Below are 14,168 nucleotides of genomic sequence, written 5' to 3' on the forward strand. Positions count from 1 at the left end.
TGCACTGAAATGCGCCGATCAGGCGCTTTCCAATTCTTCCTCACTGTACAGCCCTAGTACCCTAACCAAATTATGCAGTCATTGTTGCGTGTCCTCCGCAGCGCCTCTGCGCTGTGGCCCTACTACCTCGCCGTCGTGATCATTTCCTCCGGTGTCGCAGCTCTGGGATTGGTCTCCCCCTTCATCATCCGGGAGGCCACCGACACCATCGTCGGATACGTCAGCGGTGGCAGCGAGGGGCCGTCGCCGGTGCGCGCTGTCGTGTGGCTGGCCATCGCGCTGTTTGCTGCCGAATCCGCTGCGGCGCTGCTGCGCAACGTCGCCGGCTACCTGGGCGACGTGATGGTGGCGCGCATCCGACAGATCATGTCCACGCGCTACTTTGCCAAGCTGCTCGCGCTGCCGCAGCGCTACTTTGACAACCAGGTCACGGGCACGATCATCGCCCGCCTGGACCGCTCGATTGCAAACGTCACCCAGTTCATCCAGTCCTTTGCCAACAGCTTCCTGCCGATGCTGTTGCAGGTCGTGGCGATCCTGGCGATCACGGCGTACTACTACTGGCCGCTGACCATCCTCCTGGCGCTGTTGTTCCCGCTCTACATGTGGCTCACGGCGCTCACGTCCACGCGGTGGCAGCGCTTCGAGCAGGAGAAAAACGCCAACATCGACGAGGGCAACGGCCGCTTCGCCGAGGTGGTCGGTCAGGTCAAGGTGACCAAGTCCTTCGTGGCGGAGGTGCGCGAGCTGGACAAGTTTGGCACCCACTACAACAACACCGTGGACATCACGCGCCCGCAGTCGCGCTGGTGGCACAGCATGGACACGGTGCGCGGCATCGCCATGACGGCGGTCTTTTTGGGCATCTACCTGATCCTGTTCGTACGCACGCTCCACGGCGACTTCACCATCGGCGAGATGGTCATGCTCATCCAGATGGTCACCATGGCTCGCCAGCCCGCGCAGATGATGAGCTGGATCGTGGACGCGGCGCAGCGCGCCATCGCGGGCTCGCGCGATTACTTCACGGTGATGGACGAGCCGAACGAGCCCACCGCCAACCGCGAGCTCGTCGCCGCGCCCCAGTCCACCGGCGTGCCGGAGCTCACGCAGGTGACGCACGAGCCGCTCGAGGTGCGCGAGCCGGTCATCGCGTTCGACGACGTCTCCTTCGCGTACAACCCGGGCGAGCCCGTCCTGGAGGGCCTGACCTTTTCCGCGCGCGAGGGTGAAAAGATCGCGCTGGTGGGCGAGTCTGGTGGCGGCAAGTCCACCATCGTCAACCTGTTGCTGGGGCTCTATCCGCTTCACGACGGCACGCTCACCGTCTGCGGCCGCAACCTCGAGGACTTGAGCGTGGAGGAACTGCGCGCGTCTTCCGGCGTGGTCTTCCAGGAACCCGCGCTGTTTTCCGGCACCGTGGCGGAAAACATCGCCTACGGTAAGCCCGGCGCGACGCGCGAGGAGGTCATCGACGTGGCCAAGCGCGCGAACGCCCACGACTTCATCACCCGGTTCAAGGACGGCTACGACACCGTCATCGGCGAGCGCGGCCTGCGGCTGTCCGGCGGGCAGAAGCAGCGAGTGGCCGTCGCGCGCGCGATGCTCAAGGACGCACCCATTCTGGTGCTCGACGAGGCCACCTCGGCCCTGGACACCAAGGCGGAGCGCGCCGTGCAGGCCAGCCTGGACGAGCTGATGAAGGACCGCACGACCATCATGATCGCGCACCGCCTCTCCACCATCGCCGACGTGGACACCATCATCACCCTGGACAACGGCCGGATCGATGAGATCGGCTCGCCGGCGGAGCTCGCTGCCTCCGGCGGTATTTATTCAGAGCTGCTCACGCTCACCGCGTCTTCGTCCGCCGCGGACCGGGCGCGCCTGAAGTCCTTCGGCTTCCAGCTAGACGGCGAATACGACGCCGAGGACGAGGACGCCGCGGACGTGGAGGGCGCCGCGCAGCCCCACAACGCCTGATCCCGCGGGGCGGCGTGGCGGAGGGGACGGGTGGGCGTCGTTAAGCTTGGGGCCATGGATTTCCCCGAGCTTGAGCAACTCCGCGCACGCGGAACCCGCAAATGGACCCAGTACGATGACGATGTGCTGCCGCTGTTCGTCGCCGAGAGCGACTTCACCACCGCCGAGCCCGTGCGCGCGGCGATCGCCGACGCCGTCGAGCGCGAGATGTTCGGCTACACCCCCGCTCCGAGCGCGCAGCAGCTGCCAGGGCTGGTGGCCGACTTCTACGACGCGCGCTACGGCTGGCGGCCGGACCCCGCGCGCATCTTCCCCATCCCCGACGTGGTGCGCGGCGTGTTGCTATCCATCCAGCACTTCACCGAGGGCCCGGTCATCGTGCCGGTGCCCGCCTACCACCCGTTCTTGGAGGTGGCGGGGACCGCCGGACGCGTGCGCATCAACGTGCGCGCCGTGCCGGGGCTGGACCTGGACGAACTGGACGCGGCGTTTTCCCGCGGCGCGGGCTCGCTCGTGCTCACCAACCCGTACAACCCCGGCGGGTGGACCTTTACGCCCGAGCGGCTCGATGAGATCTGTGCCCTTGCCCGCCGCCACGGCGCGCGCGTGATCGTCGACGAGATCCACGCGCCGCTGGTCTACGACGGCGCCCACACGTGCGCGGCCGCGAACAATCCGGACGTGTGCATCACTATTACGGCGGCGTCGAAGGCCTGGAACGTGGCGGGCCTGAAGTGCGCGCAGCTGATCTTTTCCAACGACGCCGATGTCAAGACCTGGCAGGGACTCAGCGGGGTGGCGAAAGACGGCACGGGCACGCTCGGCATCGTCGCCGCCGAGGCGTGTTACCGGGACGGGGGTGACTTCCTCGACGGTGAAATTGCGCAGCTGCGCGAAAATCGCGACTGGCTCGTGGAGCACCTCCCGCGCGAGATTCCCGGCATCGAGGTCGAGGTCCCGCAGGCCACCTACCTCATGTTTTTGGACTTCCGGAATACCAAGTTGACCACGGAAAAGCCCGCCACTTGGCTGCGCACGCACGCGAAGGTGGCCATGAACGAGGGCGTGAGCTTCGGCCCCGGTGGCCGGCACAAGGCGCGGCTGAATTTTGCCACCAGCCCCGCGATCCTGCGGGAGGCAGTCGAGCGCATGGCGGGGGCAATTCGCCTACTGTAGGTGGGCATGGAGCAGACCCCACAGGCCTCAGATTACCTACCCCCCGCACCCCCGGAGCAGCCCTGGGAGCGGCCCGACCCCGAGTGGTACAAGGACGCCGTATTCTACGAAGTCCTCGTCCGCGCCTTCTACGACCCGGACGGCACGGGGTTGGGCACGCTCAAGGGGCTGGAGAAGAAGCTCGATTACCTGCAGTGGTTGGGGGTGGATTGCCTGTGGATCCCGCCGTTCTACGACTCTCCGCTGCGCGACGGCGGCTACGACATCCGCGACTTCCGCAAGGTCCTGCCCGAGTTCGGCACCGTCGAAGACTTCATTTCGCTTATCGACGCCGCGCATAAACGCGGCATCCGCATCATCACGGACTTTCCCATCAACCACACCTCCGACTCCCACGCCTGGTTCCAGGCGTCCCGGCAGGACCCGGATGGGCCGTACGGCGACTATTACGTGTGGACCGACGACAACACCCAGTACGACGGCACCCGCATCATCTTCATCGACACCGAGGAATCCAACTGGACCTGGGACCCGGTGCGCAAGCAGTACTTCTGGCACCGCTTCTTCTCCCACCAGCCGGACCTGAACTACGACAACCCGGCTGTGCAGGAGGAGATCCTGGACATCATCCGCTTCTGGCTCGACCTGGGCATGGACGGCATCCGCCTCGACGCCATCCCCTACCTCTTCGAGCGCGAGGGCACCTCGTCAGAAAACCTGCCGGAGACGCACGGCTTTATCAAGCGCGTGCGCGCACTCTTTGACGAGGAATACCCCGGCCGCTTCCTGCTCGCCGAGGCCAACCAGCTCCCCGACGAGGTGGTGGAGTACTTCGGCGACGGCGGCACCGACGAGCACGGCAACCCCGACGGCTCCGGCGACGAGTGCCAGATGGCGTTCCACTTCCCCGTCATGCCGCGCATTTTCATGGGAATTCACCAGGAATCGGCGACGCCCATCATTGACATCCTGCGCGAAACCCCGGCGATCCCGGCGTCCGCCCAGTGGGGCATCTTCCTGCGCAACCACGACGAGCTCACCCTCGAGATGGTGTCGGAGGAAGAGCGCGACTACATGTACAAGCACTACGCATCCGACCCTCGCATGCGCGCCAACGTGGGTATCCGCCGCCGCCTCGCCCCGCTGCTCGGCGGGCACCGCGACCGCTTGGAGCTCGCGCACGCCCTGCTGCTCAGCCTGCCCGGCTCCCCGTTCCTGTACTACGGCGACGAGATTGGCATGGGCGACAACATTTGGCTGCCCGACCGCGACGGCGTGCGCACGCCCATGCAGTGGTCCAACGACCGCAACGGCGGGTTTTCCAAGGCCGAACCGGAGCGGCTCTACCTGCCCCCGGTGCGCAACGACCAGTACGGCTACCACATCGTGAACGTGGAATCCCAGATGGACCGCGAGAACTCGCTGCTGCAGTGGGTGCGCACGCAGGTGCACATCCGCAAGCAGTACAAGGCGTTCGGGCGCGGCTCGTATATAGAGGTGGACCACGGCAACGAGCAGGTGCTGGCCTTCATCCGCGAGTACGACGCTTCCGCGGACGGGACCCCCGGCGGCGGGGTCGAGCGAATCCTGTGCGTACACAACATGAGCTCGCGCCCGCAGGCGGTGGAGATGCACCTTTCGCAGTACGCCGGCGTCGTTCCCCGCGAGCTGTCCGGCGGCCTGGAGTTCCCCGCCATCGGCGAGCTGCCCTGGCTGGTTACCCTCGCGCCGCACGGCTTCTTCTGGTTCGACATCTCCTAGGGAGGGCGGCATGTTCGATCTCGCCTCGCAACGATTCTACGGCGCAAAGTCAGACACCATCGACGCGATCACCGTCGCCACCGCGCGGCCGGTCGCCGTCGCTGGTTGCGGAGCCACGGCGAAGTGGCAGCTTCTCGACGTCACACGCGGCGCCGACTCGGACACCTACCAGGTCCTCCTTGCAGAGTCGGCGAACGGTGAGACGCAGGACATTCTGAGCACCGACTCCGGGGCCACGGCCTACGTGGCCGCGCTCCCCGAGCTCGGCGAGGTCCACGGCGACCTGATCACCGGCGCCGCTACCCCACTGGGCGCCGAGCAGTCCAACACCAACCTCGTCGTCGGCAACACGATTGTGAAGGTGTTCCGCCACCTCGAGGACGGCCTCAACCCGGACGTTGAACTGCTCACCCGCATCGGCGACTGCCCGCACGTCGCCGCCGTGAACGCCTACGTCACCCGCGGCGAGCAGACGCTGGCGATGCAGCAGGAATTCATCCGCGGCGGCATCGACGGGTTCGTGCTCACTACCGGGGGCTCCGCCGAGGGGACGCTGCCGGAGGCCGAAGTCGCCGCGCAGGCGGAGTCGCTCGGGCGCGCGATGCGGACCGTGCACGAGGCGCTTGCCCACGCATTCGGCGTCCAGGAACGGCCGACGCGCTCGATCGCCGACACGCTCACCGCAAACCTGGATGCATACGTGCGCCGCGCACCGCTGCTCGCCGATTTCGCCCCGCGGATCCGCGCGCTCTACGCGGAGCTCGGCAACACTGAGTCAACCGAGTCAACCGAGTCAACCGAGTCAACCGAGTCAACCGTGCCGGTGCAACGGGTCCACGGCGACCTGCACCTGGGACAGACGCTCAAGACCCCCGAGCGGTGGTACCTCATCGACTTCGAGGGCGAGCCGGCGCGGCCCCTCGCGCAGCGGCGCCGCCCGGACCATCGGCTGCGTGACGTGGCCGGGATGGTGCGCTCGTACGGCTACGCCCGCGCCGTCGGCGGGTTTGACGCGGAATGGGAGCGCGGCGGCGTCGAAAAGCTGCTCGCGGGGTACGGCACCGAACGCGACGCGCTGCTCGCGGCCTACATCGTGGACAAGGCCGCCTACGAGGTGATTTATGAGGCGAACAACCGCCCGGACTGGGTGGACATCCCCCTCGACGCGATCCGCGACCTGGTGTAGGAACGAATTAGGCCAGCAGGGCGCTGCCGAAGTAGTCGTCCTGGTCGGCGACGCCGGGCAGGGCGAAGAAGTAGCCGCCGCCGTAGGGGCGGATGTAGTCCGCGAGCGGCTCGCCCTCCAGGCGCTTCTGCACGGTGACGAACTGGCGCTCCAAGTCCTGCTGGAAGCAGACGAAGAGCAGGCCGACGTCGAGGGTGCCATTGTCGCGCACGCCGTTGTCGTAGTTGTAGGCGCGGCGCAGCATGAGCTGGTCCGCGGTCTCCGGGGTGCGCGGGTTGGCCAGGCGGATGTGTGCGTCGGTGGGGATCACGTCGCCGTTCGCGTCATCGAGGTAGTCCGGGGCGGCGTACTCGTCGCCGCCGGAGAGCGGCCCGCCGGTGGCGCGGTCGCGGCCGAAGATCTGCTCCTGCTCCGCGATGGAGATGCGGTCCCAAAACTCCGTATACATGGCGATCAGGCGCACGACCATGTAGCTGCCGCCCGCGGTCCAGTCGGGCTCGCCGTCGCCCACCCACACCAGGTCGTCGAACTGCTTCGGCGAGGGGTTGACGATGCCGTCTTTAAACCCGAGGTGGTTGCGCTGCGTGCCGGTCGGCCGGGGCTCGTTCATATAGCCGTTCTGGCGCCAGCGCACGGCAACGTCGCCGCGGGTGTGGCGCAAGATGTCGCGCAGCGCGTGGGTCACGGTGTCGTGCTGGTCGGCGCAGATCTGCAGCACCAGGTCGCCGTGGCAGAGATCGGGGTTGAGCGTGTCGTCCGCGAACGCCTCCATCGCGCGCAGGCGGGCGGGCTTGCGGTTTGCGAGCCCGAAGCGGGAGTCGAAGAGGGACTCGCCCACCGCGAGGGTGATGGACAGGTTGTCGGTGGGCAGGTCCGGGCCAAGCTCGCCCGAGTCGCTGGCGGGGAATGCGATGCCGTCGACGGCGGTCGCACCCCCGGCCGTGAGCGCGCGGGAGCGCTCGGTGATCGTGCGCAGGAGCTGCTCCAGGCGGGCGCGGTCCCCCTGCTGGATGTCCAGGGCGACGATTTCCGCGTACTTCTGCGGCTGGTTGATGATGCCCTGCTGGTGCTCGCCGTGGAATTCCAGGCGCGCCTCCGGGTTGTTCACGGTCGCGTTGTCGGAGCGCGGCGTGCCGTCGCCCCGGGGCGAGTCCGCCTGCTGCGCCTGCGTCGTCGCCTGGACCCCAAGCGCCGCCGTGGCCGTGGCGGCGCCGGCGAGGAACGTGCGTCGGTTGAAGTGGAACGGGCAAGTCACTAGTTCATCCTCCGGATCACAGTCATGGTGGCCACCGTGGCCAGCAGCTCATTCGCGCGGGCGACCTCGGCTTGTAGCCTCAGCCGGTCGTCTTGCTCCCAGTCGTCGTAGGCCGTCGGCGTGCCGCCGGCGCCGTACTTCGCGTCCATCTCGTTGGCGAGCTGCTCGAGCGCGTCCAGCTGGTCATAAATTGGGGTGGTGTCCAGGCCGCGCCCCTCCACGAGTTCGCGCACCGGGTCCATCGTCGCCCTGGTCGAGGTTACGTTTCCGCGCAGCGCCGTGGGCAGCGCGTGTGCGCCGAAGTCCCGCTCGCCGCGCATGTCAAAACGCTCGAACTCCTCCATCACCTCGTGCGTGCGCAGCCCATAATCGGGTGCCGGGATGGCAAAGTGCAAGGTCTGAAGCGCGTGCGCCGCCTTGTCGACGGCGTCGGCCAGCGCCTCCGCGGGCGCCACCGCGTCCTGCACCGGTGCCTCGGAGAAGAGCAGCTTTTCGACGTCCTCGTACCCGCCAAGTGCCGCGCCCGGCCACATCTCGGACGCGTCGTCGAAGGAGCGGTACGTCTCCAGGTATGCCAGGTAGGAGGCCTGCGCCTCGCTGCGGTTGCCGGAGCGGGTGGCGTCGACAAGCGCCTGCGCCTTGACCTGCAGCTCGGGGACGCGCTGTTTCTGCGCGGCGGCGTGGGCGGTGGAGACGGCGGCGACTTCTCGGTCTGTGATGGGCACCATCTTCGGGGCGTCCGTGATGGGGGATCCGGTGACCTGGAACGGTTCGGACTTCACCGCGGAATCACTGTGAAACACGCACGTCAGGTGGTACGTGCCGTTTTGAAGTTTGGGGGTCCAGGCGCGCTCGGCGGGGAAGCCGACGCGCTCGAGGACCTGGTAGGCGTAGCCGTCATCGTCCGATACGTAGACGGTGAGGGCCAGGCCAGAGGTGTTGTAGACATTCCAATTCGCCTGGTCCTGCACATCCCCGGGGGACGGGCAGTTGTACACGTCGCGCACGTGCAGCGTGAGCTGGTCGGGGTTGTCACTCGGTGCGGGCTGCGCGGAAGGCTGGCCCTGCGATTGCGACGAGGAGCCACTCGAGCCTTCCGTGCCACTCGAGCTTGAGATTCCTGGGATGTGCACGATGCCGACGATGACTGCGATGAGTGCAGCCAGCGCCGCCAGAGCGTATTGGATGTTTTCCTGCATTACTGAGCGCCTGCCTTAGAACGGGAGCTTGATGGAGTCCTTGATGTTCGCGGGCAGCCCCGGCATGCCGTTCATGACCCAAGCGCCGATGCCACCCAGGACAGCAAGGACGGCAACGACCGCGGCGATGATGCCGCCGGTGGAGGATCCGTCCTGCTCGCCGGCGGGATCATCCTTGCCCGGCTGCTGCGCACCCGGCTTCGCGTCGCGGTTGACCATCTTGGCCACCTCGGCGACACCGTTCTCGGTGACCAGCGGGTTGTTCATGCCTTCTGCGACCGGCTTGAGGTTAGAGATCTCGCGGGAGGTGTTGTCCACCTTCTCAATCGAGGCGTAATCCTTGGCCACGGTGCCGTCGGTCTCATTGAGGAACAGCTTCGGCGCCTTCTCACCGTCGAAGTCGAACATGTTGTTCAGCTCGCCGGCGCGCTCGTCGAAAGCGATGCCTCCCAGTCGGCCCAGCCCCCAGTTGTCCTGGATGAACTTAGTGATGGAGGTCTGCTCGGTGTAGGTGGAGTCGACAAAGTTGGTCTTTGCGTACGGGGAGACGATCAGCAGCGGCTGACGGGTACCCGGGCCGCACTGGCCGTGCTTGTCGCCCGCGACGCCGACCTTCTTGGCTGCAGCGGTGCAGATCTCCGCGTCCTGGTGCGGATCGTTGGAGCCGTTGAGGATCGTCGGTGCCTGGTGGTCGTACCAGCCGTCGGAGTCGTCGTAGGCGATGACGACCGCGGTGGAGTCCCACTCCGGCGAGTTCTGCAGCTCGTTGATGTAGTGGGTAATGAAGGCCTGCTCGTCGTACGGGTTGGAGTAACCGGCGTGGCCGTCCTGGTAGTTCGCGGCCTTGAGGAAGGAAACGGCCGGCAGGTTGCCCTGCTCGATGACCTTGTCAAAGTCGGTCAGGTCGTACTGATGGTTCGCGCGGTCGGTCTTACCAATCATCTCGTCGCTGGACGGCGCGAAGTGGTGCGGGTTCGCGGTGGATGCGTAGTACTGGAACGGCTGGTGGTGCGGGTTGTAGTCCGTCTTATCCTGGCCGGTCAGCGTCTTGTGCGCGGCGCCGCAGCGTGCACGGGAGGAATCGGTTGCCTCTTCGGTCGGGCGGAATCCGCCCTGGAACCAGCCCCAGGTGACGTCCTTCTCGTTGAGCTGGTCACCGATGTTCTTGGAGTGCATCGCGGTGACCTGGTTGGTACCCGCGGAGGAGGAGTTGGAGCAGTCGTCGAACAGCGGGTCCGGGTCGCCAACGACGGTCGCGGTCTTGCCGTCCTCGGAGACGCCGGCGAGGGCGTGGTTCTGGCCGTCGACGATCTTCTGCTGCTCGCCGGTCGCCGGGTCGTGCATGGTGGCGTCGGCCACGGTGCCGGAAATCAGGTTGAGCGCACCCGGGGTGGACGGGCCGAAGATGGTGGAGAACGAGTTGTCGTTCATGGCGAAGTTCTGCGCGTAGTTCCACAGGCCGGTGACGGTGTTGCCGTCGTAGTAGCCCATGGTCGTGCCGACAGTGGCGAAGGAGCCCTCGCCGTACTTGTCCACATCGGTGGACACGGTCTCTGCGAACTTGTCCATCTTGCCGCCGTTGTAGGCCTTCTGCTCGTCACCGTAGTGGTGGTTCTGGTCCGTAGTCACGGCCTGGCCCGGAGTGAGGCGGAACGGCTTCGTGGAGTTCGGGTTCTTCTCGCCGAGCAGGTCGTTGTTTTCCAGGTTGTTGACCTTCGGGGTGTCCTTCTTGGCGGTGAACTTCGGGGCGTCGTTGCCCGAGCCCTGCATTTTCTCGCCGTCGAGGTTTGCGGCGTTGGGGTAGGTGCCGAAGTAGTGATCGAAGGAGATGTTCTCCGAGTAAATGACCACGACGTGCTCGATCGGGGTCTTAGTGTCGGCCTGGGCCACACCCGGGACGATTACAGTGGTCGCGGCGACTGCGGCGCACGCGGCGATAGCGCGGTGACGAAGCTTCATGGCGAAGTCCAATCTTGAAGTAAGTGGATACTGCGGTAACAACGAAAGCTGCGGCACCCCTGCGCGAGGACCGTATCCTTTCAGCACCTATTTAAATTCCCACCAGGTCACTTTGCAAAGCCTGTCAATCCATCCATTTCCCGCGCGTTCAAGCCTGTGAGCTGGAACAACAGTGAAATTCTCGCCCGATCACACCTACTGTTGACGCAAAATTCACCAACAGTTTGCCTAACTTTCCACTTTCTCGCTCCGCTCGCGCCGATCGCTTATCGACGCAAACCCGCTGGCAAATTAGTTACGTTCCCCAAATTTTCCACTATTTGGGACAAATTTTCCCAAAAATGGAATCTTCGATGTACGCTGAAAACCACCCAACACCCACAAGGAGGGTTTCAATGAGTTCCACAGCAACGTCCGCCGGCGCCTCGGGCAGCACCGGCGGCCAGACGAAAACGATCGTCATCACCGCGCTTGCACTGTTTTCCATGTTTTTCGGTGCTGGCAACCTGATTTTCCCGCCGATGCTGGCCGTCTCGGCTGGCGACAACTTCTGGCCCGCCATTCTCGGCTTCCTGGGCACCGGCGCACTCCTGCCAGTGCTCGCGGTGATCGCGATCGCCATGTCCGGAGCAAACGTTCGCGACCTTGCGCAGCGCGCCGGTTCCGTCTTCGGCCTCGTCTTCCCGGTGCTCGCTTACCTGTCTATCGGCGCCTTCTACGCGTTGCCCCGCACCGGCGCCGTGTCCATGGAAACGGCGATCACGCCGCTGTTTGGGTGGGACGGGTTGTTCGCCTCCGGCGTCTTTAACGTGATCTTCTTCGGAGTCTCCCTGGCGCTGGCGTGGAACCCCACCCGCATTATGGAAACCCTGGGCAAATTCCTCGTGCCTGCCCTGGTGGTCCTGCTGATCATCATGATCTCCGTGTCCATTGTCAAGTGGGACGCGGAGCCTTCCGCCCCGAGTGAGACCTACGCCGACGGCCCGTTCACCTCCGGCCTGCTCGAGGGCTACCTCACCATGGACTCCATCGCCGCGTTGGCGTTCTCGATCGTGGTCATCTCCACGCTGCAGTTCAAAGGGTTCAAGGAGGGCAAGGAAATTGTCCGCGGCACGATCCTCGCCGGCGTTGGCGCGGGCATCATGCTGGGCGCCATCTACCTCGGCCTGGGCACCATCGGCCGCGTCATCCCTAACCCCACCCAGTACGACAACGGCGCGGGCCTGCTTGCAGACGCTTCCAACCTGACCATGGGCATGGCGGGCCAGATCATCTTCGCGCTGATCGTCCTGCTCGCATGCTTGACCACGTCGGTCGGTCTGATCACCGCGACCGCCGAGTACTTCTCCTCGCAGTTCCCGGGCTCCTACAAGATCTGGGCCGTCGTATTCACCGTTACGTCGATGGTCATCGCAACGCAGGGCCTCGACTTCGTCATGACGATTGCGGCCCCGGTCATCGGCTTCTTGTACCCGCCCGCCATCTCCCTGATCTTGGTAACGCTGGTCGAGCCGGCGTTTGCCAAGCGCACCCGTTTTACCTGGGCGTTCTTCCTGCCCATCTGGGTCGCTGTGATCTACTCGGCGATCGAGACCTGCATTTCCCAGGGGTGGGGCGCGGACGCGCTCACGCCGCTGGTGTCCTGGCTGCCGCTGCACGCCGAGGGACTGGGGTGGATCGTCCCGGTTGTCATCGCCTTCCTCATCGGCCTGGCCATCGACTGGGCACACCCCAAGACGCCGATGGCGGTGGGCACCAACGAGACCGTCGACGGTGACGTAGTCACCGCGTAGTGTGGGGGCATGAATACGCGTGCCCCACTGTCACTCATTGATTTTTGCACCCGCTACCCCGACGAATCCGTCGGCGAGGCCATGGAGCGCTCCGTAGCCTTCGCCCAGCACGCGGAGTCGTTGGGGTATTCGCGTATCTGGTACTCCGAGCACCACAACATGAGCTCGATTGTCTCCTCCTCGCCCGCAGTGCTCATCGCCCACATTGGCGCGAAGACTGAGCGCATCCGCCTGGGGTCCGGCGGCGTGATGCTGCCCAACCACTCCCCCTACGTCATCGCCGAGCAGTTCGGCATGCTCGAGGAACTCTACCCCGGCCGCATTGATTTGGGCTTGGGCCGCGCCCCCGGCACCGACCAGCAAACCCTGGGCCGCGCGTTGCGACGCGACCCCCGCGCCGCCGAAAATTTCCCGCAGGATGTCCTCGAGCTCCAGGCATGGCTGTCCAACGAGTCGCCGCTCCCGGGCGTAACCGCCGTCCCCGGCTTCAACACCAACGTGCCGCTGATCATCCTCGGCTCGTCCATGTTCGGCGCGTCCCTGGCCGCCAAGCTGGGCCTGCCCTACGCGTTCGCGTCCCACTTCGCGCCGCAACACCTGGAGCAGGCCACCGCCTACTACCGCGAAAACTACGAACCCTCCGAGCGCTACCCCGAGCCGTACTGTGTGGCCGCTGTCAACGTCACCGCCGCGGAGACCGAGGAGGACGCGGAGCGGCAGACCGGGCTGGTACACCGCAACCGCGTGCGCGCGATGTTGGGCCGAAGGGGCCAGGTGCTTGACGACGCCCAACTGGACGCCGTCGTCGACTCCTACCAGGGCCGGCAGATCATTGACATGCTGCGGTACACCGCACAGGGCACCGGCGAGCAGGTCGTCGAGTACCTCGACTGGTTTGCACAGCACGCGGGCGCGGACGAGCTCATGATTTCGTTGCAGGCACCCAGCCACGAGGAAGTACTCGCCTCCATGGACATCCTCGCAAGCCACTGGAAACATTAATTCGCCGATGCGTGAACACTCAGGATCCTGGTATAGGGTCTAGCCGAGTTCATACTTTTAGGCGCGCTATAGCTGGGAGAGTGTCATGTCCGTTTCGCCGCTTCGGCCCCCGCAACAACACGAGGAAATCGCGGCGCACCTGCGCGATGAAATCTTCACGGGCCGGATCCCCGCGGGCGAACCACTCCCCTCTGAGGCGGACCTGTGCGAGCAGTTCAATTCGTCCCGCGGCCCCGTCCGCCAGGCGATGGCGACCCTGCGTGCCGAGGGACTCATCTCCTCTGGCCGCGGTCGGCGCTCGCTCGTGCTCTCCAACATTCGCACCGAGTCGTTCGAAGAGATCCTGTCCAACACGGCCTGGATTGTGAACCTGGGGAAGGCCCCCGGCCAGGTCCTGGAGCACTACGGCCTCGCCCCGCTGCCCGAGCACGCGGCGGACGTGCTGCGCGTCCCCGGCCGCGAGGAGGCGGTGACCGTGCAGCGCACCCGCACCGCCGACGGCGCCCCGCTGGTGATCGAGTCTCTCTACTTCCACCCCAGTGTGACCAACGCCCTTGACGGGGTTGATCCAGAGCACGATTCCATTCACCGCCGCCTCGTGAGTAGTGGGATCGACTTCAACAACCTGTCCCGCGCGCTGACGGTCCACGCCGCGACCGACAACGAGGCGGACGCGCTCGACATCGCCCCAGGTACACCGGTGATTCAGGTGGAGATGCGCGTCTTCGACCACTCAGGCAGGCCCGTCGAGCTCGCGGTGCAAACCTACCGCGCCGACATGATCACCATCGGGCTGAACAATGTGCGGGGGCACTCTTCCCCCCTGTGGTTTGAAATCGATTCGTAGTCGCCGC

At 65.6% G+C, this 14,168-nt stretch carries 10 protein-coding genes; 7 read left to right on the forward strand and 3 right to left on the reverse strand.

The window, feature by feature from the left end; genetic code table 11:
• The first annotated feature begins 72 nt into the window (after nucleotides 1–72).
• The 4 genes from OVO38_RS06670 to OVO38_RS06685 are packed head-to-tail and all read left to right on the forward strand — an operon-like array spanning nucleotide 73 to nucleotide 6,106.
• Nucleotides 73–1,983 (forward strand): ABC transporter ATP-binding protein, encoded by a 1,911-nt coding sequence (locus OVO38_RS06670; RefSeq protein WP_267208048.1) that lies wholly within the window; start codon nucleotides 73–75, stop codon nucleotides 1,981–1,983.
• A gap of 54 nt (nucleotides 1,984–2,037) precedes the next feature.
• Nucleotides 2,038–3,159 carry a MalY/PatB family protein gene (locus tag OVO38_RS06675; protein WP_267208049.1) on the forward strand — a complete coding sequence of 374 codons (1,122 nt, stop codon included), beginning with the start codon at nucleotides 2,038–2,040 and terminating at the stop codon, nucleotides 3,157–3,159.
• Between the two features lie 6 nt (nucleotides 3,160–3,165).
• Nucleotides 3,166–4,920, forward strand: coding sequence for a maltose alpha-D-glucosyltransferase (gene treS, locus OVO38_RS06680; protein ID WP_267208050.1), 1,755 nt, complete (start codon nucleotides 3,166–3,168; stop codon nucleotides 4,918–4,920).
• A gap of 10 nt (nucleotides 4,921–4,930) precedes the next feature.
• Entirely contained in the window at nucleotides 4,931–6,106 is a 1,176-nt protein-coding gene (locus OVO38_RS06685; protein WP_267208051.1) for a phosphotransferase, read from the forward strand.
• A gap of 7 nt (nucleotides 6,107–6,113) precedes the next feature.
• Here the strand turns inward: OVO38_RS06685 and efeB are convergent, their stop codons facing one another.
• From efeB to OVO38_RS06700, 3 genes are read right to left on the reverse strand one after another with little or no spacing between them, the layout of a single operon-like run.
• Entirely contained in the window at nucleotides 6,114–7,361 is a 1,248-nt protein-coding gene (gene efeB, locus OVO38_RS06690) for an iron uptake transporter deferrochelatase/peroxidase subunit (protein WP_095275478.1), read from the reverse strand.
• Entirely contained in the window at nucleotides 7,361–8,560 is a 1,200-nt protein-coding gene (locus tag OVO38_RS06695; RefSeq protein WP_233126951.1) for an EfeM/EfeO family lipoprotein, read from the reverse strand. Before OVO38_RS06695 ends, efeB begins: the two co-directional genes overlap by 1 nt.
• 15 nt (nucleotides 8,561–8,575) lie before the next feature.
• Entirely contained in the window at nucleotides 8,576–10,519 is a 1,944-nt protein-coding gene (locus tag OVO38_RS06700; RefSeq protein WP_095553584.1) for a phospholipase C, read from the reverse strand.
• A 395-nt stretch (nucleotides 10,520–10,914) separates the two neighbouring features.
• Here OVO38_RS06700 and brnQ point away from each other — a divergent pair, with 395 nt between their 5' ends.
• From brnQ to OVO38_RS06715, 3 genes are all read left to right on the forward strand, one after another.
• Entirely contained in the window at nucleotides 10,915–12,312 is a 1,398-nt protein-coding gene (gene brnQ / locus OVO38_RS06705; protein ID WP_095275476.1) for a branched-chain amino acid transport system II carrier protein, read from the forward strand.
• A gap of 9 nt (nucleotides 12,313–12,321) precedes the next feature.
• Nucleotides 12,322–13,314: an LLM class flavin-dependent oxidoreductase gene (locus OVO38_RS06710; RefSeq protein WP_095275475.1), complete on the forward strand. Its 993-nt coding sequence runs from the start codon at nucleotides 12,322–12,324 to the stop codon at nucleotides 13,312–13,314.
• 85 nt (nucleotides 13,315–13,399) lie between these two features.
• Entirely contained in the window at nucleotides 13,400–14,161 is a 762-nt protein-coding gene (locus OVO38_RS06715; protein ID WP_095553585.1) for a GntR family transcriptional regulator, read from the forward strand.
• Nucleotides 14,162–14,168: the final 7 nt, after the last annotated feature.

This window comes from Corynebacterium sp. Marseille-P8863, from assembly GCF_946902955.1.
Taxonomy (GTDB): domain Bacteria; phylum Actinomycetota; class Actinomycetes; order Mycobacteriales; family Mycobacteriaceae; genus Corynebacterium; species Corynebacterium gottingense.

Coding starts and splice junctions, on each gene's coding strand:
- OVO38_RS06670 (WP_267208048.1), top strand. CDS start 73: ATGCAGTCATTGTTGCGTGTCCTCCGCAGCGCCTCTGCGCTGTGGCCC.
- OVO38_RS06675 (WP_267208049.1), top strand. CDS start 2,038: ATGGATTTCCCCGAGCTTGAGCAACTCCGCGCACGCGGAACCCGCAAA.
- treS (WP_267208050.1), top strand. CDS start 3,166: ATGGAGCAGACCCCACAGGCCTCAGATTACCTACCCCCCGCACCCCCG.
- OVO38_RS06685 (WP_267208051.1), top strand. CDS start 4,931: ATGTTCGATCTCGCCTCGCAACGATTCTACGGCGCAAAGTCAGACACC.
- OVO38_RS06695 (WP_233126951.1), bottom strand. CDS start 8,560: ATGCAGGAAAACATCCAATACGCTCTGGCGGCGCTGGCTGCACTCATC.
- OVO38_RS06700 (WP_095553584.1), bottom strand. CDS start 10,519: ATGAAGCTTCGTCACCGCGCTATCGCCGCGTGCGCCGCAGTCGCCGCG.
- brnQ (WP_095275476.1), top strand. CDS start 10,915: ATGAGTTCCACAGCAACGTCCGCCGGCGCCTCGGGCAGCACCGGCGGC.
- OVO38_RS06710 (WP_095275475.1), top strand. CDS start 12,322: ATGAATACGCGTGCCCCACTGTCACTCATTGATTTTTGCACCCGCTAC.
- OVO38_RS06715 (WP_095553585.1), top strand. CDS start 13,400: ATGTCCGTTTCGCCGCTTCGGCCCCCGCAACAACACGAGGAAATCGCG.